Here is a 23,064-nt window from a genome sequence, read left to right on the forward strand (position 1 = left end):
CAGTTATCAGTTATCAGTTATCAGTTATCAGTTATCAGTTATCAGTTATCAGTTATCAGTTATCAGTTATCAGTTATTATCAGTTATCAGTTATCAGGAGCAGGGGGAGAAAATTTCTATAGCTTATTACTCTTTTTCTATTCCCTGTTGACTGTTGACTGTTGACTGTTCCCTATTCCCTGTTGACTGTTGACTGTTGACTGTTCCCTATTCCCTGTTGACTGTTGACTATTCCCTATTCCCTGTTGACTGTTAACTGTTGACTGTTGACTGTTAACTGTTAACTGTTCACTTCAATCGTCCTGACTTAAGAATGCTGACAATTAACCACAATCCTAAAAAACTGGCAACACCGAATAGGACATTACTCAACAGTGAAAGCTGACTTGTTTGCGCTCCTGTCGAGATAATCGCGGCACCCATAATCAAAGACCCTACCAAAATACTAAACGAAAGCCGATTGGCTGAATCATCCAAACTCCGGCGCAGAGGGTCAATATCTCGAATTATGATATTCCACTTTAAGGTTTCTGAGGTGATTCGGTCAAGAAGTAACTCCACCTGACGGGGAGATTGCAACGAGAGGCTTTTGATATCCAGAGCAGTTCGGAGAAAGGTTTGCAAGGGATTTGAACCCAAAAGCTGACGCCGAAATAAATCGGTCATCAAGGGTTTGATTTCGTCGAGGAGATTTACCTCTGGATTAAAAGTACGAGCCACCCCTTCTAAGTTGGCTAGACACTTGGAATATAATCCCATATTACTGGGTAAGCGGACTCGGTTATTTCGGGCAAGTTCCAGGATTTCATAAAAAACCTCACTGAAGTTGATTTGTGAGACGCTGAGGTTGTAGTATTTTCTCAGCATGCGATCGTAGTCATTTTCCAACCGCGATAAGAGTACGGGTTGACCGGACTCAGACAGTTGCAGCGTTAACTGGGCGCAGCGTTGAGCATCTAAATCCACGATCGCGAGTAACATTTCGGTTAAAATTTGCTGGGTACGTGGGTCTAAACGCCCAACCATTCCGCAGTCCAAAAGCGCTACGCGACCATCTTGGAGGTAGAATAAGTTGCCCGGATGAGGATCAGCATGGAAAAAACCATCCACATAGAGTTGCTGAAAAAAGGCACGAAATAACAGCGTAGTAATTTCTTTGCGCTGTTCCATCTCAGTTTTGCTATCCGCGCCATTTTGCTCTACCGAAAACTGGGCTTCGAGAATGGGTTTACCCTCTAACCATTCCATCACCATCAGTTTCTGTGTCGTCAACTCCCAATAAATAGCGGGAACCACGATTTGCGTTGGGTCAAACCAGCGACTTCTGGAAAGATTGCGCCGTAATTGGTCAGTATAGCTGGCTTCTTTGGTAAAATCGAGTTCTGCTTCTAGGGCGTTGGCAAACTCATCCGCCAAAGCCACGACATCATAGTCTTGTCCAAAATCGGTGCGCGAGACTAAATCGGCTAAACTTTTAATTATCGCGATATCCTGAGGAACAACCTTATCAATTCCTGGACGCTGAACTTTCAGCGCTACCTCCTGACCATTTTTTAAGGTAGCTCGATGGGTTTGGGCAATAGAACCCGCAGCAACGGCTCTGGGATCAATTTTGGCAAAGGTTTCTTCTAAGGGTTGTCGTAGTTGTTTTCGCAGCAACACTTCAACCTCACTCCACGCCACAGGTGGTACTCTAGCTTGGAGTTCCGAGAGAGCATCAATATAATCGGCGGGTAACAAATCGGGACGAGTACTCAGCAATTGTCCCAGCTTCACATAAACCGGTCCCAATTCTGTTAGCACGTTACGCAGCACCTCTGGGGGAGGTAATTGTGGTTTGTCAGTCTTGCTACCGGTTAGCAGTCTTCGCATGTACTCCCAACCATTGCGGAAGACGACTTCTAGAATGTCACGTTGTCGAGAGCTGTTTTGAGTTAAGGAGAACATGATTTATACCGATAAGCTTGGAATTGAGGTTAGTCTAGGAGTCAGGAATCAGCAGTAATCTAATCCCTTAACTCAATGATTCTATATTTACTATAAGAAATAATTTAAGAATTGCAGGAATTTACCAGGCTGACAATCAGTCTACAGGATTAAGTTTTGAAATAAAATCGGAATCAACACATTTCGACTTGCCTGCATCCTACAGGTTACTCAACTTACACAGCCGTTTTCAGTTCGATAAGATACACTTAAAGACTACATAGCCAACGTGAGATAGAAGCCAGTTGATCTTCACCCGTTAAGTTAGCTGCATTTGTCAGCGTTTCTTCCTGTAGCTGACGCCAGATTTCACCTGCCATTGCCTTGGCGATCGCGGCTCCAATAAAGAAGGTATGCGGTTTTAGTTCACGAGTCATAAATGCTTGATTGATTCGGTAGAGTGCTGAACGAGCTGTCTTCCAATGTTCATCAGCACCAGCCGGATCAATGCCGCCTTTTAGTTCTCCGAGAGCCAGGTAAACAGTAGGAAGTTTATAGGTTGCTTTAGCCAGTTTTTTTGTCGCCAACTCTTGGGGACTACATCTTAACAGGCATAAATCTACATTGTTTCTTATAAAAGGCACAGTTAAGTTATAGATAAGAGTCCGGCTTTGCTGATTATTTTTCCAACTTAACCCTTTTAATTGCAATTCAATGTCTACATCTTCATCAGTCATTTGCAGCCATTGATTCGTTCTTGAATGTAGCCACTGATAAGATTTACCTGCAACAGTCAAAGTAGATAGCAACATACGAGTTAACTTCCGTTGGGCTAAGATTCCACCAACATTCCCCATGGAACCGCCAAGGGTATCTCCTCGTATAAGCAGAAATCGAAAGACTAACTCCTCAATAAAATTTGCGCCTGCTGGCTCAAGGAAATTTTCGATTAATCCCCGAATTGCTGCCATTTTATCTTGAGAATCTAGATAACCCGCCGCTTTATCTGAAACTCCTGCTGCTGTTAATAAGGCAGGTTGTATGTCCTCAACATCAGCCAACTCGATAGGGGTTTTGGTTCTAGATGCAGCCGCTTTCAAAACTCTTGCTTGCTCGACAAAGGGTGTAGCACGTCGATTTTTTTCTAAAGCTAAAGCGACAAAACCAGATCGAATTGCTGCATAAGGAGTCACTAAGTCATCACTAGAATTTAAATGCTGACAATATGGCTTATCCGTTGTCATCAGCATTTTCTCCACACATAAATACACTTACGCAATGGTTCTCGCCCGTGTGCGCCCATTTGTTGACTACTATTGCCTTTGCCATTGGGTAAAACGAGAATAGTTTCAACATCAAATCCTAGTTTTTCGGCTAAATCTGAAAGAATCAGATCCACGGAAATACTAGCTCCAGGATAGCGAACATTATCATTCACCATAATTAAGGGAGCATTGGATTTCAAAACTCGCGCACATTCAGCGATTGTACAAGCCATTTCGTAAAAGTAGCCACGAACCCTACGGGGAATTCCCGGGTTATTTAAAATTTCCCGTGCTTTTTGGTCATATAAATAGTTCAAGATAGCTTGTAATAATTCCTGTTGCTCAGCCGCCGCGATCGCGGATTTCCAATGAGGATTAATTTGGAGTAAATCTTTGGGGCGATTTTCAACAGTACAACTTAGCATTTGTTGTCTCAAATTTAATAGTTCCTGCTCGTTGATGCCCAACAATGCTAATTCTAAGGCATAAGTTCTTGTGTAATCGTAGCGATTACAATAGGGAGGCGAAGTTAAAATAGCATTATATGAACTATCTGGTAACCTTGGCATTAAATCTAGACATGAACCCTTGTCAAGCTTAATCTCACCTAATTCCTTCTCTACCGAAAAAGGGCATTGATACCCATTTCGCTAGCGACAAATAGGGCTGTACCACTCCCAGCGAATGGATCTAATATTGTGCCGTTAGTAATCCCATAACGCTGCAATAGATAGTCCACCAAAGCAGCAGAAAAGGCTTCCTTATACTTATACCACCGATATATTGAGCGAGTTTTATTGGCTTGATAACTAACCAGGGAGCGGTTAAGCTGCTCATGGACAATTAACTTGCTGTTGAAATGTTTTGATAATTTAGAGTCTAGGTGTTCAATTTCACCTAAACTGGGTTGAACTGATACCATTTACACTAAGGAGGTGGACACAATTAAAGTTAACGGTTGAGATTAGGGAACTGCTTAACAGGGAACAGTAAGGGTTTGAGGGCAATTTACAAAACTTAATACAGTACCGTTTTCTTTTGTCCGACTACTTATGCACGGGTAAGCAGATTTTAATGTAATGGTGTAGGACAGCTAATTTGATAGGTTAGATGGGGCTTGTAGTAAGGGCTTTAGCCCTATATTCGGTTGGGTTTCCTTGTGTCAACCCAACCTACAACCTATTCCACAATTTTAGCTGTGTCAGTCCAGTAGTGGTGTAGCACATCTAATTTGATAGATTAACATCCAGCCACTGTAGGGGCGCACGCGACCTGCGCCCGATTCAATCTTCACATCTAATCTGCAATTTTAGCTGTGTCACGCCAATAGCCAATTTAGCTGACTAATTCGGTTTCTCTCACTTCAGCAGAAACCTTGGCTTGTTCCGCTAAATACTCCGCTAATTGTGCTTCAATATTATCCCGGACAATTTGACGGTACTCCAGAAAATGCTCTAGATGAGCGCAATTGACAATATAACGCTCAAAGATGCGGGGATTGTTTTGCAAAATGGAGAATAATTGACGCCAAAATTGGAACCGAGTGGAACGCTTAATTCCCTGTCGCCACATAATAATTAATAGCGCCCGCAGAGTCATCCAGTCTGGTATCTTGAATTTGCGCTTGTGCGGCGTGGGTTGCATCTGGAGGAAATGGCGATGCACTCGCCCCAGATAACGGTGGGGTTCGTACAGTTCCCAGAAACAACTGACATATTCGCGAGCGAGTTCTTCTACAGGACGAGTGGGGATAAAATTAATTAGGGTTCCTTGGTGAATATTCGCTTCCTTATCTTCTTCTAACAGACGTTCCTCTCGCTTAAGTCGATGCCATAACGCCGTATTAGGCAGAGCCTGAAGCATACTCACCATGGCTTGGGGAATGGCTGTAGCTTCGACAAACTCGATAATGCGATCGCCTGCTCTGGGTTTTTCTCCATCAAAGCCAATAATAAACCCTGCCATCACCCGCAGTCCAGTGCGATTAATGGTTTGTACCGCTTCCATCAGAGAGTTGCGAGTATTTTGGAATTTTTGGGTGAGGGATAGACTCTCCGTATCCGGTGTTTCAATTCCCAAAAACACACCCGTAAAGTTAGCCGCTATCATCAGATCTAGCAATTCCTGATCCTGTGCCAAATCGACGGAAGCTTCTGTACTTAAGCGGAACGGATAGCCGTGTTCTGCCATCCACGGTCCGAGTTCTCGCAATAATAGCTTAACGTTCCGCTTATTGCCAATAAAGTTATCATCCACGAGGAAAATCGAACGCCGCCACCCCAAGTCATAGAGTCGTTGTAATTCGGCGAGTAGTTGCGCTGGGCTTTTCGTGCGCGGCTTACGTCCATAGAGGACAATAATGTCACAAAACTCACACTGAAACGGACAGCCTCTGGAAAACTGTACCGACATATCACTGTAGTCGCTTAAATTCAGTAAGTCATAACGAGGAATCGGGGTATTGGTGACATCCGGCTTTTGTCCATCAGAACGCAATACGCCAGAGGTTTCTCCGCGTTCCAGCGCTTCGACAAACTTGGGTAAGGTAATTTCCCCCTCATCCAAAATTAGAAAATCGACCCCAGCTTGTAATGCTGTATCGGGTACAGAGGTAAAGTAGGGACCTCCGGCTGCAACTGTCTTCCCGCGCCGCTTGGCTTCCCGAATGATATGCAGCAAATCAGGTTTTTGCACAATCATCCCGGATACAATGACCAAATCTGCCCAATCCCAATCAGCCTGGGTTTCTAACCTCGCATTCCGGTCTACCAGACGGAATTCCCAAGTCTGAGGCAATATCGCTGCCACTGTAATCATACCCAAAGGCGGCAGAGTCACCTTGCGTCCAACCAGTTCGATGGCTTTGTCAAAAGACCAGAAGGACTTGGGAAACTGGGGATAAAGGAGTAAAACGCGCATTGTAGTTTAGGTAGTGGGCAATGGGAATGAGGGAATTCTCCTGTGTGGGGTTTTCCCATTCCTAATTCCCCATAGTATAGTATAGTTCCATTTCGGATGGAAAAGCAGGGGAGGCAGGGGAAGCAGGGGAGGCAGGGGAAGCAGGGGAAGCAGGGGGAGAGAAAGTTATATCTTTGAATGCAACTTGGTATTAATGAATTGGGATTATTTTTGAGCAGATTAACGCATTGGCTCTAAAAATGTCTCAACTTGACCATCTGGATTAAGTACGACCCGAATTATCGGATTCCTGTCTCCTTCAACGGGTGACACAAAAGGTTTGCCTACTAACGGAATACCGGTTTGTTGAATGTGAACTTGTGAGGCTCCTCCGAGAGGAATAATCCGTTCAATGGAACCATCTGGGGCGATAAATAGCCGATACTCTAGCGCTTTTGTCAAGTCCTCTAGCGGTTGCCATCGCTGTTGCAGATAGTTTCTCGCCTGTGCAACTTGGGGAATCGTGTCAAAGAGTCTATCCCTCGCTGCTTCATTGGTATTACCCAACTCGGTTGGCTCTGTCTCTATTGAGAGAGAAGGACGAGGGGTGAGAACAGGTGAACGACTTGTCGCTCCTGGGAGTTCCGGTGTAGCCGGAGTGACATCAAGAGGGGGAAATACGGGCAGAGGTGGGGGTGTTGCGGGTATTTTGGTCGAACTAGGTGACCTTTGGGTATTGCTAGGGGGCGCTGGAAGGCGACTGGGCTGGGTAGGGGGTGGAGTGGGAGATGCTGCTGTACTCGGCGCGGTTTGAGCAGGAGGGCGCTGGGGTGGAGGCGCGATGGAAATCTCTGGGCGTTGGAGTACTGGTGCTGGCGATGAACTTTGAGCCGATGGTGTTGGGGGTTGAACGGGTTTGGGGGGAGGTAATGTGGGAGCGTTGGCTAAGGAGGGCGGTATCGTTGGAGTCGGAATCGGCGAAGGCGGCGAAGGTAAGGGTGAGGTTGTGGGTAGTGGCGGTACTTGAGCCAAGTTTGAGGGGACTTCTTCGGCTGAATCTGAGGCTTGATTGGGGGTTGAGGTTGCGGTTTTCTGAGTTAATTGGGATTGATTGAACCATCTCACACCCGCCGTAGTTAATCCTACGGCTAACACGACGGCGGCGGCGGCTTTTGTCCAAAGGGGTAGGACTTTGGCGGTACCAGCGCGACTAGGATTGGGTAAGGCTAAAATTTCTGCCGCATAGTCATCTAAAGCTGTGGCTAAATCGAATAGTTGTAGGACACTTAAGTACACTACTGATCCAGAGTCTTCGTTTGCTAGTTGACCGAGAACTAATTCATGGGTAACTAACCCTTTGGGTTTTAGGGTAATGCCTAAGGGTAGCGTCCAGGGTTTTAAGGGTTGTAACTTGGTGGATGGTATTTCAGATTCTTGAGTTTCTTGAGGTTGAGCCGAGGAAACTAAGGAGATAGGAGACGCTGAGTGTTGGGCAATAGATTCGGATGCGTCTGGATGATCAGGTTGTACAGAAGGCGTTAACTTAGTCCAGGGTAATGGTTGGGAAGAAGCGTTGAGGAAGTTTTGTATGTATTGGCTAACCGCCTCATATAAGACATCCAATTCCGTGCGATCGCCTTTTATGGTAATCAGCTTTTCGTCAGGCTGTCGCGGATCATCAAAATGTAATTCAAACTGTAAGTCTTTCACCACAGACTTCCCCACCCATCGCGACAGGGGTGAAGTTTTTGCCACAATTTCCAGAGTACAAGTAGGTGGAGTATAGCGGTGTAGAACTGAGCTAGGCATTATCATTTTTTATTCGTCATTTGTCATTCGTCATTTGACACAAAATTTTCGCACTTAGTCAGGGCGGGTTTAGTTACATCCAGGTGCAAAGGAAAAGATAGTAGTGAAACCCGCCCCTACGCAGATGCTGAACCTAATAAGGCTAACCAGAGACGCCGATGACCGTGGGAATCACTGTAGAAGAGTAAATCAATGAGTAGTTTGAATGCCAGTTGATTAAGTAAATCCATGGATACATTGTCTCCTTGCTCCATCCGTTCCTGATAGGTGTTAACAAATGTATCCAGATAATCTCCTAACAAAGCAGTACGATGGGGTTCACTATTTTGTTCAGTCATTTGTTCCAAAAGGGCTACAGCCCGACGAATGAGTTCCTGATACTGTTTAGCTAAATGGCAAATAATCAAAACGAGCGATCGCGCTTCTTCCACATCCAATTTTTTGCGCCCCCCTGAACTTTTACGCTGGGGGTTAGACTGACGCAGACGCCATAACCCGACGCGATCGGACACCACTGACTCTAAATTCAAGTCAGCCGCCGCTTGCAGCATTGCTTCAGAACCAATACCCGCCAAGGCTTCCAGCGCCATCAAGATTAAGTCCAACTGGGTTTTAATGTTATCCAGTTGTAGAGAGTCTGGCACTTGAGCCAAGGGCAAATCCTGCCAAGCGTGAGACGATGTTGGCGTCTTTAGGGTAGAGCGCATAACGTTAGTGTAAGAAATTTAATCGGGCGGGTGGATGTAGTTACCAATCTAGAAACACGACTTTTAGAGTTTACATCAAGTTTCCTTGGCGCAGAATTGAGGAGCAGAATCCCCTTTTGAGGAGGCGATTGAAATCGCTGCTACACTTGCCCTTTAGTCCGCCTGCGCGGACTGGGTTATAACGGGGGTAGCGTTCCCCGGATATGGATTGGTAACTACCTTAATCCCCCCGGTGCTTTGGGGGGAAATGTTCCCTCCCCTTTATAAGGGGAGGGTTAGGGTGGGGTAGAGTCAAGGTATTGCTGGAGTTTTCCGCTTAAGTTGACACCAATGCACGTCGGTGCGCCCCTACAGGTTTTGGGTATGAGGCAATCTATCAAATTAAGGTTTGCCACACCACTACGATGGTGATAATAGGGCACGGCAATGCCGTGCCCCTACCCAATCAATTATCCCTTTGTGATCAGGGTACGATACTATCGTGCCCTAGTTAGCTATTGCAGCTATTTCAGGTAAGCTACCGTTACTCCCGATCCGCCTTCCGCTTGCTTGGCTAATTCAAACCGATCAACGAGGGGATGGCGTTCTAAGAATTCATGTACCCCAGCCCTTAATTTTCCAGTTCCCTTACCATGAATAATCCACAATACCCCAGAGGCTATGGCTTTGGAAATGGCTTGTTCTAAATCGACTTCAGCATCGGCGATACGAGATCCGCGTAGATCAATCGTATTTTTCTCGGTGCGAATCGGGGGAGTCGGCGGGGATGAGGGGGTTGGTGCGGGGGTAGATGCGGGTTTTGATTTTACCGGGATATGCGCCTTTTCACCCTCTAGGGATTCGATATCCGCAAGGGATACAGTCATCTTCATTAAGCCAAAGCGCACGGTGAGATCTCCATCTTCATCCGCAGGGGTCAAGACTTCCGCCGTTTGATTTAGACGAGGAATGCGGATACGATCGCCCACTTTGGGTTGAAAGGCTGGTTTGGCTTTCGCCGCAGGTGTTTTAGGGATATGGCGCTGCTCAATTTCCTTTAGTGCATCGGTGGCTTTTTGAGCATTTTGAGCGATTTTGGGTCCTTGCTGCAATTTGCGAATCACCTGGGCAATTTCTGCTTTGGCTTGGGCGATCGCGTCTTGTACCGCCCGTTCTTGGGAGAGTTTCAACTCCCGTTCTCTCTCCTGCAAGAGTTTGGCTTTACTGGATACTTCTTGATGCAAACGTTCGGTTTGCTGGAGGAGTTGGTTGGCTTCTTGGGCTTTGGTTTCCTGATCACGCCGTTGGGCTTCGAGTCCAGAAATTACCTGGTTCACCTCTTGTGAACTGCTTCCGACTAAGGTTTGAGCCAGGGATACCACGTCTGACTTTAACCCTAACCGTTGGGCAATGGTTAACGCATTGGATCGACCGGGTATTCCCCATAGTAGGCGATAGGTGGGGGAAAGGGTGACATCATTAAACTCAACCGAGGCGTTTTCAAATCGTTCATCTTGATATTTCAGCGCCTTAAGTTCACCATAGTGGGTCGTGGCTACGGTAAGCTGAGCATGATCTGCCAGATATTTCAGGAGTGCGATCGCTAAAGCACTTCCTTCGGCTGGATCAGTTCCTGCGCCAATTTCATCCAGTAAGACTAGGGCTGATTTGGGGTGTGGGGTGTCTGGTTCCCTTTGTGCTAAATCATCTTCTCCCCCATCTGTAGAGACATTGGATGCAACGTCTCTACAATTTTCCAACCCATCTAAAATCCGACTAATCCGGCGAATATGACCGGAAAATGTCGATAAACTTTGCTCCAAAGACTGTTCATCACCGATATCTGCCAAAATTTGCTCAAACCAAGGCAATTCTACGGGTTCTTTGGCGGGGACAAATAAACCCACTTTTGCCATGAGTGCAGCTAACCCCAATGTTTTTAAGGTAACGGTTTTACCCCCTGTATTGGGACCGGTAATCGCCACAACTCTTATATGGGGCTGAATCTGGATGGTAATGGGTACAACTGGGGCATCTTCTTCATGCTGATGCTGCCATACTAGCAGGGGGTGTCGTAGCTGGCGCAGGGTAATCGAGTCTCGTTCATTCGGATCAATGAAGCGCGGCGGATTTGCCTGAAGCCAGAGGCTATATCGGGCTTTGGCGGTGGCTAAATCTAACCGAGTGGCGACGGCTAATACCTGTTCGAGATCTAGTTTAACGGCGGCGACTTGTTCGGTTAACACACGACGCACGGCTTCAGCTTCGGCTTGTTCTCGTCGTTGATAGGTTTTGAGTTGATTACCGAGTCCAATGATCGCGTTGGGTTCAATGTATAGAGTAGCACCCGTACTGGAAGCGTCATGAACGATACCCGGAACCGAGTCTTTCTGGGGGGCTTTCACCGGGAGAACAAAGCGATCGCCCCGTTGAGTAATTAAGGGTTGCTGGAGGGCAGCGCCTTGGCGTTGTACGATATTCTGGAGCGTTTGATAAATGCGATCGCGTAGGGATTTAGTGTGTTGTCGAATTTCTGCTAGTTTCGGACTAGCGCGATCGGTGACATCCCCGCGTTCGTCGATACAACGATGAATTTCTTGTTCTAATTCGGGATAGGTACGGATATCAGCAACGAGTTGGTTGAGAACGGGGATATCCTCTTGATCATCGATAAGACGTCGTAAACGACGCACACCGAAGAGAGTTGTCGCGATCGCGAGTAAGTCTTCTCCTGATAATATCCCTTGTCGTTGTGCGCTCTCTAGAGCATCACCAATATCCTGAATCCCCTCAAATGTCCAGCCACTGGTTAACCGACTTTCGAGTTTATAGACTTCTTTTGTCTGCGCCAACAGGTGCAGGCTTTCTGTTAAGGTGGCGGGAGGATGAAGATGGCGAGCCGCGATCGCGCCCAGTTTAGTGGCGGCGAAGGTTGCCAAGTGTTGGCACAGGCGTTGCCATTCGAGTAGTTCTAACGTTTCAGATTGAATCAAAGCCCAACTTTAAAGCTTATCTTATATGTTCATTATTAGACAATTTTCCCAGAGAGGCGAGTGAGTCTAACCGTACTCTATCTAAAAAATCTTGTCGAGTCGTTCCCTGGTGGGAGGAAATAGTCGATGAATTCTGCCAAAAGGAGAAAGAATTGCTCATACACCCAGTCTACAAGTTGACTATGCCGTTGCTTCCCTGGGGCTAGGTAGGGAGCTATTCGTGATCCAGCCTTGTTCTTCCCAAGGTTCAAGCGGGGCGATGGAATAATAGGATGTTATTTCCTCAAGCTGGCGCAAATCCTCAAGCTGTACTCCCTGAAAGAGTTTTTCTAAGGCTTCGCGATCGGCTGGGGTTAGAGGAACCCTAGGGTGTATGCAAGTCTGTGTCTGTTTTGCCATAATTTAACCAAAATCAATTTCCACAGTGGGATGTTATGAATAAATATTACAGAAGCTTTACATATATCCATCTGCCATTTTAGGGAGATTGTTTGCTCCGGGCTTCTGACTAGAGGGGCAAATCACAGATTGTGTCTTTTGTCAATATATTCCTGAAATGTATAGAGTTTAATTAATCGGAATTTGAATCCAAAACTCTGTTCCTTGTCCCGGTTCAGAATGACATTTGAGAATACCACCATGTTTCTCGACAACAATTTGGTGGCTAATTGACAAACCTAATCCTGTTCCCTTACCAACAGGTTTTGTGGTAAAGAAAGGATCAAATAACCGATCGCGGATGGTTTGGCTCATTCCGGGTCCATTATCGCGAATCCGAATCACGGCTTGATTATTGTCTACAACCTCAGTACTAATCCAAATTGTTGGTTTAAGGTTAAATTGTCTATCTTCGGCTGTAATTGCTCCGGCTTTTATTTCACCATCAAAGGCATCAAGGGCATTGCTAATAATATTCATAAAGACTTGATTCAGTTGACCAGCATAACATTCAATCGGAGGCAAATCACCGTATTCTTTAATCAACGTAATCCCCGGAGAATTCCCACAGGGTTTCATCCGGTTGCGGAGAATCAGCAAGGTACTATCAATGCCTTCATGAATATTGACTGCCTTCATTTCGGCTTGATCAAGCCGCGAGAAATTCCGTAGCGAAATCACAATCTCTTGAATCCGATCTGCTCCCATCTTCATTGAGGAGAGCATTTTTGGCAAGTCTTCGATGAGGAAGGATAACTCAATGTCTTCTATAAACTCTTGAAGATCTGGAAGCGGATTGGGATAGGATTGTTGATAACATTCGATCAGTTGTAATAAGTCGCCAATATAGTTCGTCGTATGGCTGAGGTTCCCGGTGATGAAATTAACCGGATTATTGATTTCGTGGGCGATACCGGCTACCATTTGACCGATGGTAGACATTTTCTCGGTCTGAATTAACAGCGATTGAGTTTGCTTTAATTCCCTTAATGCTTGCTCTAATTGGTTTGCCTGGGTTTGAGCCGCCTGCGCTGTTGCCAAAGTTTCAGCGAATAATTCCGCATGTTCAATCGCGATCACGAGTTGATCAACCACCGCTTGCAATAATTTGACTTCGCGATCGCTCCATTGGCGCGAACCCTGATAATGACTGCATATAATCGCCCCCAGTTGTCCGGTTTTGGTTTGTAATGGTAGAACTAACCCTGAGGTAATTCCCCAATCGGCGAGTAGGGATCGGGTTTCGGGGGCTAAGTTTTGAGTTTGGCGGATATCATTAATTCTCAGGGGATGTAATTTGCCAATAATGTCCGCTATGGGGACAAGTTGTGGCGGGAGACAGTCTCCTAATAAACTGGGTAAATTTGGATCTCGTGCTTCATGGGTAACCCGCAAACTGGGCTTTTCTGAATTGGACTCTAACCATAAAAAGTGACAGCCGTCAACCTCCAGTAAGCCGCGAATTTCAGTGACAGCGGTGTCTAGGATTGTATCAAGTTCTAGGGAATTGCGAATTTGACTGGCTAACTGAAACAGTAACGCTTCCCGGCGACTGAGGAGTTCTTCGCGTATCCAAATCCGGTCAATAGCTACCGCGATCGCATTAGCCACCCATCCCAATACCCCTTGTACAATTTTGGAGAAGGGTTGGCAACTGTGTAACCCAATAAACCCAACCAGGTGAGACTCGACAATCAGCGGGTAAATCCCGATATAGCTTTTGTTGGACAAGTCATTTCCTGGGGTTAAGATAGGACGATGAATCGGCTTTAGGGTTTGGGCGACTTTGGCGATTAAGCCTTGGTTGGTGAGGAGGCGTTGGGGGAATAGGTGTGTAGGTAAATGTTCGCCACTATTTGCTTGCAATTCTAAGACTAAGGGCATTTGGGTCTCCTCAGTAATGCCAGCCACTGTCCAAATTCCAGCACCGAGGGCGTTCAGATGACGTACCATGGCTTCGGTACAGCGTTTGAGACTTTCGCCCAGACTGCCGTTTTGTCCAACGAGAACAGCGCCAATATCGGCTTCTAAGGTGGACAGACGGGATCGTTCTAGCAGACTGGCTTTACGGTGCTTAGTATGGGTAATATCACGGGCGATCGCATGGACGACATCGGCTTCGGCTAAAGGCAAACAGTTCCAAGCAAGCCATTTATAAGATCCATCTTGACATCGATAGCGATGCTCAAAATAAACGTCTGATGGACTGCTTAATAGGGTTTGCCAAGCCGTTAATGTAGCGGTACGATCTTGAGGATGGACGAAATCGAGGAATGGTTGAGACAGGAGTGTCTGTTGGCTATAGGCGAGGGTTGTTTCAAAGGCGGGATTGATCCGCTTAAACGTACCATCGAAGCCAATAACTGCCATCAAGTCAGGGGATAGGGCAAAAAAGCGATCCAGTTCAACTTTGGCTTGTTTTTGTTCCGTGATATCCTTGCAAATTGAGATATATTCATAAGGATCTCCTTGGGCATCAATTAAAGGCACGATGGTGGTATCGACCCAATAGAAACTGCCGTCTTTGGCACAATCCTGGATATCGCCTCGCCAGATTTTTCCTTGGGAAATCGTGTGCCACAAGTCCTGAAAAAACTGCGGTGGATGATAGCCAGAACTGAGTAGATGATGGTCAGCGCCGTAAAGCTCATGCCGGGAATATTTACAGATCTGGCAAAATTTATCATTAACGTAATTGATTTTACCGTGACGGTCTGTAATCGCGACAATTGAAGACTGATCCAGCGCCACTGTCATATCGACCAGGTTTTCAAAGGACGTTTGTAGGGCTTTTTCCAGCCGTTGACAGTGATGAACCTGGGTTGCCAAATTGATCACTTTCTTTTGCCACTCTAACTGTGCGATCGCCTGTCGGCTTAATGCGGCTAGGGAGTCTTTTTGTTGTACGGTTAACTGTCGCGGAACTTGGTCGATGACCAATAAAATACCCACCGTTTCATTTTGAGGGGTAACTAAGGGAACGGCGGCATAAAATCGGATCGGGAGTGAACTTGTCAGGGATTGATCTGAGGCTAGAGTATCTTCTACCACCAATAGCGGCTGATCTTCCCTTGCCAAATGTTGCAGGATTTGGCGACATAATCCTAAGTACTGCGGTGTAGAATCGACTTCTAAACCCACTTGTGATTGTAACCACTGACCTTTGGTATCCCGGAGACTGATGAGTGCGATCGGGGTTTGGACAACGCTAGCGGCTAAACGAGTTAAATCCTCAAATGTTGCTTTAGCTGCCATATCCATATGACGATCTGGATAGAGTTGCTCAAGGTTGACTGTTGTGTTGCTAGATACTAGCGTTTTCATTAAAGTTACTTCTCCTTACCCTTGCCAAAGCCAGATGCTCTAGTGTTACGTCATTGTCATAGATTTTATCTGTACGCCCTGAGAAGATCCTCGTTTTTAGCGATGGGAGTGCCAAGACTCCAGTTCTATCATCCATGAACCCCCCTTGAGTAAACCCTATCCTGGCTTCAAGATAGGGTAATGTGTAGATAGCCTCAGTGAATCGGTAAACCCTTGTTTCAAGAATGGCTTTAGTTTGACTTCTCCCCCGGTTAAAACGCGGGGGATTCTAAGAGGATACTGCGGGACGGGCTAAAGCCGCGTCCCGACCTTTTGTCTTCTTAGAGTTCCAGAGGAAAACTCTGGATGGCGCAGTCAAAAACGCCCTACAGACCTTGGCTAGGTCAAAACCTAGCTGTATCTCTACTTTACGAAGGATATTGGCAGCACCGTTAGCATCGGCGTTGACGAATTCTCCATTTTTGGTGCGGTACATCCCGCGTTTTACTCGCTTCCCGCTTGGCGTCCACCCTTCCGGCTTGGAGCCGAATACAGGCAGAGAGTCATTGTCGAGAAAACTCGCTTTAGAGGTATAGCTTTCTTCAGTTTCTACGAACTGAATCCCATACTGCTCACACAGTTGCTCAATCCTGTTTTTGAGACGAGCGGTAGGGATTTGAACAAATTCCTGGTTCGTCTTTTTCCCTAACTCAATTCCGTCTTTGCTGCGTCGATTCCAGCCGAAAACAACTGTTCCAATCCGATATTGGAGACAATGGTTGATAACGACACGAGCGGCTTTGTTAACCGCATCTCTTATTTGTCTATTACGCCTTTCTGTGAGAGAGGCTAATTCTTCATTCCAAAACCCTTGAGCTTTACCCAATTTAATGATTGCAACCCGCTTGTTGTAGAGCTGGTTAAGGCTCTTTAGTTTGCGTCCATCAACGATAAAGCTGGTCTCTACGTTAGAGACACAGGTGATCCAATTATTAAGTCCGGGGTCGATTCCTATCACCCGCGAGGGATCTACATCTGCTGTCACAGAAGGCAGAAGGTAGACAAACTCAGCGTAGAAGCAACCGTTGCGGGGGAGGATTCTCAGCTCCTTGATGTCTTTGAAGTTGAGGTTAAATGGTATTGGGATAAAGAAATTCGCTATCTTGAACCATGTTTTAACCAACTTTCCTAGCGGTATTCTGATTCGACCATCTTTAATCTTCAAAGCCTGCTTAGGATAACTAACAACAGAAAGACCGCCTTTCTTTAAATACTTAGGCAGTTTAGGACTATCTGCTATCTTTCCTTTTATAAATGCCTTTATCAATCCACCGAAGGACTTAAAAGATTCGCTAACGGTTCTTAGCGCTTGTTGAGCTGCTTGAGAATAGAGGGCTTGGAAATGTTTGTTGTTTTTATACTCCTTTTCTAGGTCGTATTTACCGATAATCCGCCGACGCTTGAACCAGATTTGACGAGCATAATAGATGCCGCAGTTCATCAAGTTATTCGTTTCAGCGCAAATAAACTCTAAAACTGCGGCTAGCTCTTTATCTGGATTTAACAATACTTGCTGACAACCGTACAAGAATATCACCTCCCTGTTTATGGTTCTATTATATATATCACTTGAGGAAGTTATTGCGGGATAAATCCCGCTGTCTTTACGACTTGCTCGGTTTCATCCCTCGGATAAATCGCGAGGGAGCCTGCACCATCGCTTGCCTGTAATATTCTCGTTAACCCAACAAGACCACTGTTTGCTGAGGATAGGTACGCCTATACATAAACCTACGCTACAGTCACATTTACCGCCACCAAGACTAATATTCATTCTATTGGGACTTACGCCAACTAGCACTGCAAGCGCTACCTGTAGAGAGAATTCATGAATTTCCCCTACTATGGCTAAAGTTGCGGCGTAAGTGTTGTCTACGTTGGCACATTGGGACATTAGCGATGCTGTTTATGACATAGCAACAAGGGAGGGGTTGCGCTCCACAGAGGAGGTTGAACAAAGAGATTAAGCATTGGGGTAACGTGCAAGTTCACGCTTACGAGGCGTTTACCGCTTCTGATCAGGGGTTAAGTGCTACGATCTTAACCAATTTTAGGATAGCTTTATATTTTCTTCATAAAAACGGCTGGGGCGGGGGAAGCGGGGGGAGATGGGGAAGCTGGGGAAGCGGGGGGAGAGAAAGTTATATCTTTGAATGCAACTTGCTATAAACTGCCTCAACCGATGAGAGATAAAAAGTTTTAAACTAAAAATAGTTAAGAATCTATTGAAAACCTGATTGAGGCGAAGTGTTCTACCGAATTTGGCAACGCTGTTTCTGGGGGGTGTCATTGTTCCTCGGTGTTTTCAGTCTGGCGGTAACGGTTGAAGCTCAACCTGCACCCGTGTTTATTCCGTTTATGGAACGTATCCAAAAAAATCTGCCTGTCGGGTTAGCCATGCGCTTACCCACCCAGTTACGAGTGAATGATCTTTTGGATATTGATCCAAACCAATTAATTGTCCGTGTCTTTCCCTCACAAGCCCCCCCTAGTTATATGGTAAGTCTGTTTACCTGCGATCGCAGCCCGAATTCCTGCTTACTGGGTAGCTTTTCAGTCAACCCCAAGGAGTCGGCGAGTGCGAGGCGTGATCTGGAGCGACATGAAACTCTAGGCGATCGCATTACATTGGCGCCTAATGTTGCTGGATATCTGATTGAAGGACCATCTCAAAATCCATCCTACTCCTTCTCAACCGTGATGTGGCAGCAAAACGATATGATTTATACGATTAGCTTTCCTGCCATTGAACGGCAAAATATTCTCTACATGGCGCTTTCTATGGCAAGGGAACAAGCGTTTTATCGTCGTTAGTCATTCGTCATTTGTCAGGGAATAGGGAATGGGGAATAGAAAACTCATAAGTCATGATTCAGAACTTGGCGAATTACATCGGCTGGAACTTGATCGGTTATCGATACCTGACCAATTTGCGTGGGTAAAACAAATCGTACTTTACCATCTTTCACTTTCTTATCAGTTTGCAGGGTATCAATAATCGCATCAATATCCAATCCCGGTGGTAACTGAGTGGGTAATCCGGCTTTCTCGATTAAAGCCTTCTGACGTTCTGCTCCCTGGGATGTCCACATCTGAAGTTCTACCGCAATTTGACCAGCCGCAACCATGCCAATCGCCACCGCTTCCCCATGATTAACGACTTTATAGCCGGTTAAACTTTCGACCGCATGACCAATCGTGTGACCATAATTTAAAATAGCTCTTAATCCGGCTTCTTTCTCATCCTGACTGACGACATCGGCTTTGGCTTGGCAGGAGGAGGATAAAATAAAAGACAATAATTCATCATCCAAATACCGCCGCCCGTCGAGACGTTTAGTATTCTCTAACTTAGCAAATAAGTCAGCATTCCAGATTACGCCATATTTAATCACCTCTGCCATTCCCGCCCGTAATTCTCGTGGGGGTAAGGTTTGTAAAACTTGCGGATCAATTAAAACAAAGCGGGGTTGGTGAAATGCACCAATTAAGTTTTTGCCTTGAGGATGGTTTACCCCTGTCTTACCGCCAATGGCTGCATCTACCATAGCTAAAAGGGAAGTGGGAACTTGAACGACATTGATCCCCCGTAACCAGGTAGCCGCCGCAAACCCCGTCATATCCCCGATTACGCCTCCCCCTAATGCCACCATAGTTGAAGACCGTTCTAAGCGGTTCTGGAGGGCTGCATCGTGGATTTTTTGAATAGACTTAAGGGTTTTATAACGTTCGCCTGCGGGTAAGGTACAGTGAGACACCTGATAGCCGACCAACTTTAGCGCCGCGATCGCCCGTTCCCCGTAGCGGCGAAAGATGGCTGGATTGGAGACGAGGAGAACCTGCTTCCCCAGTTTCAGCCGACTCATCCAAACGCCTATATCGTCTAAGCTTCCCGGCGCGATCGCAATATCATAAGACTGCGGCGGTACTTCAACCCGAATCACTGACTTCATTTGATTTATCCTAAGCCACTCTGGGCTGTATTTTATCCCGCTCTGATGATTCAATGGATAAATAAGACTTTTTTTGGGAGAGTAGTATATGCCAGTCTCTGGAATCATCGCCTATTTTGTCATCCTCGGTGGCGCCACAGGTGTCGCCCTAGCCTTGTTTTTTGGTCTGAAAGCTGTCAAATTGATTTAGACCCAGGGATGAGACCCAACAAGAATCTGTTGGGTTTCACTCCGTTCAACCCAACCGACCAAAGTGCGATGATCCGTCAAAAAAGTGGCAAGGAATGATTAGAGGTAAAGCCAGGAAAAACTTGAGCAACTTGATTCGCCTTAAGTTGAATATGTTGTTCTAATATAGACGCGATCGCGTCTCGAAAATCTGTGGTGACGGCTAAATCTCGTCCTTGGAATAACGCCGATTCACTCAAACCTGACCATTCCCCATAAACCTTACCACCACGAATCCCACCCCCCAAAATCCACATCACGTTACCATGTCCGTGATCCGTTCCCCCATTACCATTCTCCTTCACCGTGCGACCGAACTCAGATAAGATTGCGATCGTGGTATCGGCATAGAGTGACCCTAATTCCTTGACTAGAGTCACTAATCCTTGGGCTAGAGATTTCAGTTTATTGGCAAACTGACCCTGACTGCTTCCCTGGTTAATATGAGTATCCCAGCCACCTAACGCCATAAATGCCAATTGAGTCTGAGAATCTCCAACCATCAGCTTGGCGAGATTACGAGTATCTTTAGCAAACTGACTAGGAGGGGGTGCGCCGTTGTCAGCTTCCCGCATTTCAGCCGCCAATGTTGCTAACAGAATTTCCCGAGCTTTTCGTCCTTCCTGATAAGCTAGATGAATCGAATCATTTCCACTGTAAAGACGTTCAAATGCTGCATTAAGTTGAGAACGATCCACTGACAGAGAACGAGTAGCATTATTTCCTAGTGGTAGACTAGCCACAGAACTTTGACCCATTAGGATAGGCGAGATCATTGAACCGATATTTACGGCTTGAGTGAGTCCAGCTTGAGGGAGAGTCGCTAACAGGCGATTCATCCAACCATCAGATGTCGTTTTATCTCCAGGAGTTCCACTTTCCATATAATTTTGAGCATCAAAATGAGAGCGAGTGGTATCCGGTGATCCGCAAGCATGGATAAATGCTAAACTTCCTTTTTTCCATAAAGGAATCAGGTCAGCTAAAGCGGGATGCAAGCCAAAACGACCATCTAAATCTAGCACTCCCCCCTTTTCTTTGGGTTGGGGAATCGCAATTCTGGGTCTAGCTTCGTAATAATCTGGGTCTTGGTAGGGAACCACCACATTTAATCCATCGATACCACCGCGCAGGAATATGACAATAAGTCGCTTATTAGTATTCGTTTGAGCCATTCCTCTAGCCGCCCAACCATGTAACCCAATTGGGGTAAGTCCAGCAGCAGTCAAAAGGCTAGCGTATTGTAAAAATTTGCGTCGGTTCATGGGGATAAGTACCTGGACAGAAATTTGGTTAACTGAGTTAAAGACTTGTAAACATGCATGGGTTCCTTGTTCCCTGTTCCCTGTTAAGAGTTCCCCAATCTCAACCGTCAACTTTAATGTTGTTGTCGTTTGCGCTTCAGCAATGAAGTAGTCCCCAGAATCAACAACCCTAATAAACCTAGCATTGATGATGGTTCAGGGACAGAAGTGCCTAATGGCGGCTGTACCTCGAATGCCCCAACATCGGTTTGACTGCCTACCGTCCGGTTAAAGCCGTCTCCTCGTTGGTCGGTGAGCAGCATTAGAGGGTTACTGCCTGCATCAATAGCAAGGCTACCAGGAAGGAGAGCATGAGTTGCGGTAGAACCCCCATTATTTTGTAATAAACCAAGCAGAGGATCAATTGGGTTATCCGTAGTACCAACCTGATCATTATTGACCCCATTGATGAAACCTGGAGTGCCATCGCCATTGCCAATTAAGTTATGACCACCAGAAGTGAAAGAATTGCCAGCCAGATCAGTAGCATCGGTGTTGTCAGCAATAATGCTACTGGTAATTGTCATCATCTCTGTATTAAAGATACCGCTACCTATACCAATGCCGGAGTCACCAGAGTAGCTATTGCCACCTTGGGCGGCGTTGCCAGTGATGGTACTGTTGGTCACTGTACCCCAACCCCATAAGCCGCCGCCATAGCCATTGCCTCCGTTAGCCTGGTAACCAAGACCACCTGCTGCTATATTGCCGCTAATGGTGCTGTTGCTTAATGTTACTTTACCCGATATACCGCCACCGAAGCCGTTAGCCGCTTGACCATTGGTGGCGGTGATGCTCCTGCCGCCTACTGCCATGTTGCTATTAATAGTGCTGTTGGTCACGACCAACTCACCAGAACGATTAAAGATACCACCACCTTCGCCGGGACCACTGCTAAAGCTATCACCCGAGCCACCAATAGCTCTGTTGCCACTGATAGTACTATTGTCCACCTTCACCATGCCAGAGTCATTAAAGATGCCGCCACCGTTCCCAGGAGAATCAGCATAAAAGGCACCACCACCACCGGCTGCGGTATTATCGCTGATCGTGCTGTCCGTTACGACCAACTCACCAGAACGATTAAAAATGCCGCCACCTTTGCCACTACTAAAACTGTGTCTACCTGAGGCACCAAATGCTCTATTGTGGCTGATAGTACTGTTGTGTATGTTTACAATACCGGAGCCATTATAAATGCCGCCACCCTCGCCATTAGTCAAACCGACACCATCACGACTGTCAGTAAATGCGCTATTGTGGCTGATAATACTGTTAGTTATGGTAAGCTTGCCGGAGCTGTTAAAGATACCACCACCTGGGACGCCAAAGTATTTTATTGTATTATTAGTCACCACAAGATCCATGAGGGTGAGATTTTCATCCTCATTGTAGATAGCACCGCCCAACAAGGGTCCACCTGTATCACCATTACTATCACTCACAGTTAAACCAGAAATCAGCACATCAAGGATTTGGCTGCCTCCATCACCAATACTAAAGATGCGGGAGTTGTTGTTCCCACTGACTGTCAGCCAATCAGCGCCTGAGCCGAGGATATTTACTGAGTCGGTAATATTGAGTTCGCCACTGGTGAGGGTGATGGTACTAGGAAAACCCCCTGTGTCAAAGACAATCTCATCTGTACCTGCTTGTGTATTAGCGTCGAAGATTGCCTGACGAAAGCTGCCTGAACCTGAGTCAAAAGGATTAGTAACTGTAAAAGTAGCCATTTACCTGTTCCTGATAGGTTATAATCGGAGTTCTATCTGTAGTTAGAGTACTATTCATTCCAGAGACTGAATCCCAGCAAAAATTATTTTCATGAAATCTTTAATATGTTGATTTTTATAAAAACTTATCTTAGTCATGACTCATGAAATGTAAAATAATTGAAACAAATCTCCTCAAAACCCATCTCCGGGGACAAATAGTTTAAATGCAACGAAAAATCAATCGTTAAATAGAAATACAATGATAAACTGATGAAAAATTCACTGCCTGGTAACAACGTAAATACGTGAAAATCATTAGGAAAAATTATCATAGAGTTCCCAGTCAAGAGAGGGCTTTGCTTCACACAAGCTTCATATAAGCTGCTGAGTCAAAGATTTGAGTAGAGGGCGACTCTATCAACTTGAGTGGGATCGAGTGTTAGTTTGTGCAAACGAGTCAAAAAAACCTGATTGACTTGATTCGCC

At 45.9% G+C, this 23,064-nt stretch carries 14 protein-coding genes and 1 pseudogene; 2 read left to right on the top strand and 13 right to left on the bottom strand.

The window, feature by feature from the left end:
- Positions 1 to 288 precede the first annotated feature (288 nt).
- The 10 genes and pseudogenes from ACLGGO_RS03630 to ACLGGO_RS03675 all read right to left on the bottom strand — a co-directional run bounded on the left by ACLGGO_RS03630 (position 289) and on the right by ACLGGO_RS03675 (position 16,906).
- Positions 289 to 1,947, bottom strand: coding sequence for an ABC1 kinase family protein (locus ACLGGO_RS03630; RefSeq protein WP_446336526.1), 1,659 nt, complete (start codon positions 1,945 to 1,947; stop codon positions 289 to 291).
- A gap of 248 nt (positions 1,948 to 2,195) precedes the next feature.
- A complete protein-coding gene (locus tag ACLGGO_RS03635; RefSeq protein ID WP_446418298.1) occupies positions 2,196 to 3,170 on the bottom strand; it encodes an AvaI/BsoBI family type II restriction endonuclease in 975 nt (324 codons plus the stop codon).
- Positions 3,170 to 4,113, bottom strand: a pseudogene (locus tag ACLGGO_RS03640) (DNA methyltransferase). The gene ACLGGO_RS03635 and the pseudogene ACLGGO_RS03640 overlap by 1 nt, the downstream one beginning before the upstream one ends.
- 413 nt (positions 4,114 to 4,526) lie before the next feature.
- Complete coding sequence (locus ACLGGO_RS03645) at positions 4,527 to 6,110, bottom strand: B12-binding domain-containing radical SAM protein (protein WP_446418299.1); 1,584 nt, start codon at positions 6,108 to 6,110, stop codon at positions 4,527 to 4,529.
- Positions 6,111 to 6,329: 219 nt separating this feature from the next.
- Complete coding sequence (locus tag ACLGGO_RS03650) at positions 6,330 to 7,904, bottom strand: DUF4335 domain-containing protein (RefSeq protein WP_446418300.1); 1,575 nt, start codon at positions 7,902 to 7,904, stop codon at positions 6,330 to 6,332.
- Between the two features lie 110 nt (positions 7,905 to 8,014).
- Positions 8,015 to 8,605: a DUF3038 domain-containing protein gene (locus ACLGGO_RS03655; protein ID WP_446418301.1), complete on the bottom strand. Its 591-nt coding sequence runs from the start codon at positions 8,603 to 8,605 to the stop codon at positions 8,015 to 8,017.
- 503 nt (positions 8,606 to 9,108) lie between these two features.
- Positions 9,109 to 11,577 (bottom strand): endonuclease MutS2, encoded by a 2,469-nt coding sequence (locus tag ACLGGO_RS03660; RefSeq protein WP_446418302.1) that lies wholly within the window; start codon positions 11,575 to 11,577, stop codon positions 9,109 to 9,111.
- Positions 11,578 to 11,757: 180 nt separating this feature from the next.
- Positions 11,758 to 11,976, bottom strand: a complete 219-nt coding sequence (locus tag ACLGGO_RS03665; RefSeq protein ID WP_446418303.1) for a hypothetical protein — start codon at positions 11,974 to 11,976, stop codon at positions 11,758 to 11,760.
- Between the two features lie 168 nt (positions 11,977 to 12,144).
- Positions 12,145 to 15,339, bottom strand: coding sequence for a PAS domain S-box protein (locus ACLGGO_RS03670; protein ID WP_446418304.1), 3,195 nt, complete (start codon positions 15,337 to 15,339; stop codon positions 12,145 to 12,147).
- A 268-nt stretch (positions 15,340 to 15,607) separates the two neighbouring features.
- On the bottom strand, positions 15,608 to 16,906 hold the full coding sequence (locus tag ACLGGO_RS03675; RefSeq protein ID WP_446418305.1) for an RNA-guided endonuclease InsQ/TnpB family protein: 1,299 nt from the start codon (positions 16,904 to 16,906) through the stop codon (positions 15,608 to 15,610).
- Between the two features lie 719 nt (positions 16,907 to 17,625).
- On the opposite strand from ACLGGO_RS03675, the gene ACLGGO_RS03680 reads away from it, so the two are divergent.
- Positions 17,626 to 18,192, top strand: coding sequence for a hypothetical protein (locus ACLGGO_RS03680; protein ID WP_446418306.1), 567 nt, complete (start codon positions 17,626 to 17,628; stop codon positions 18,190 to 18,192).
- A 44-nt stretch (positions 18,193 to 18,236) separates the two neighbouring features.
- Here ACLGGO_RS03680 and aroB read toward each other — a convergent pair whose 3' ends face one another.
- Positions 18,237 to 19,331 carry a 3-dehydroquinate synthase gene (gene aroB / locus ACLGGO_RS03685; RefSeq protein WP_446418307.1) on the bottom strand — a complete coding sequence of 365 codons (1,095 nt, stop codon included), beginning with the start codon at positions 19,329 to 19,331 and terminating at the stop codon, positions 18,237 to 18,239.
- Between the two features lie 88 nt (positions 19,332 to 19,419).
- Between aroB and petL the strand changes: the two genes are divergently transcribed.
- On the top strand, positions 19,420 to 19,521 hold the full coding sequence (gene petL / locus ACLGGO_RS03690; RefSeq protein ID WP_446334428.1) for a cytochrome b6-f complex subunit PetL: 102 nt from the start codon (positions 19,420 to 19,422) through the stop codon (positions 19,519 to 19,521).
- 76 nt (positions 19,522 to 19,597) lie between these two features.
- On the opposite strand, the gene ACLGGO_RS03695 is transcribed toward petL, so the two are convergent.
- The gene (locus tag ACLGGO_RS03695) at positions 19,598 to 20,824 is read right to left on the bottom strand and encodes a DUF1501 domain-containing protein (RefSeq protein WP_446418308.1); all 1,227 of its coding nucleotides are present in this window, start codon (positions 20,822 to 20,824) and stop codon (positions 19,598 to 19,600) included.
- A 113-nt stretch (positions 20,825 to 20,937) separates the two neighbouring features.
- The gene (locus ACLGGO_RS03700; RefSeq protein WP_446418309.1) at positions 20,938 to 22,596 is read right to left on the bottom strand and encodes a choice-of-anchor Q domain-containing protein; all 1,659 of its coding nucleotides are present in this window, start codon (positions 22,594 to 22,596) and stop codon (positions 20,938 to 20,940) included.
- Positions 22,597 to 23,064: the final 468 nt, after the last annotated feature.

Origin of the sequence: Coleofasciculus sp., assembly GCF_046565525.1 — a bacterium.
GTDB lineage: Bacteria > Cyanobacteriota > Cyanobacteriia > Cyanobacteriales > Coleofasciculaceae > Coleofasciculus.

Bases quoted from the DNA above. Each gene is read 5' to 3' on its own strand.
- ACLGGO_RS03645 (WP_446418299.1), bottom strand. From the start codon at position 6,110: ATGCGCGTTTTACTCCTTTATCCCCAGTTTCCCAAGTCCTTCTGGTCT.
- ACLGGO_RS03670 (WP_446418304.1), bottom strand. From the start codon at position 15,339: ATGAAAACGCTAGTATCTAGCAACACAACAGTCAACCTTGAGCAACTC.
- ACLGGO_RS03635 (WP_446418298.1), bottom strand. From the start codon at position 3,170: ATGACAACGGATAAGCCATATTGTCAGCATTTAAATTCTAGTGATGAC.
- ACLGGO_RS03655 (WP_446418301.1), bottom strand. From the start codon at position 8,605: ATGCGCTCTACCCTAAAGACGCCAACATCGTCTCACGCTTGGCAGGAT.
- ACLGGO_RS03650 (WP_446418300.1), bottom strand. From the start codon at position 7,904: ATGATAATGCCTAGCTCAGTTCTACACCGCTATACTCCACCTACTTGT.
- petL (WP_446334428.1), top strand. From the start codon at position 19,420: ATGCCAGTCTCTGGAATCATCGCCTATTTTGTCATCCTCGGTGGCGCC.
- ACLGGO_RS03695 (WP_446418308.1), bottom strand. From the start codon at position 20,824: ATGAACCGACGCAAATTTTTACAATACGCTAGCCTTTTGACTGCTGCT.
- ACLGGO_RS03665 (WP_446418303.1), bottom strand. From the start codon at position 11,976: ATGGCAAAACAGACACAGACTTGCATACACCCTAGGGTTCCTCTAACC.
- ACLGGO_RS03630 (WP_446336526.1), bottom strand. From the start codon at position 1,947: ATGTTCTCCTTAACTCAAAACAGCTCTCGACAACGTGACATTCTAGAA.
- aroB (WP_446418307.1), bottom strand. From the start codon at position 19,331: ATGAAGTCAGTGATTCGGGTTGAAGTACCGCCGCAGTCTTATGATATT.
- ACLGGO_RS03700 (WP_446418309.1), bottom strand. From the start codon at position 22,596: ATGGCTACTTTTACAGTTACTAATCCTTTTGACTCAGGTTCAGGCAGC.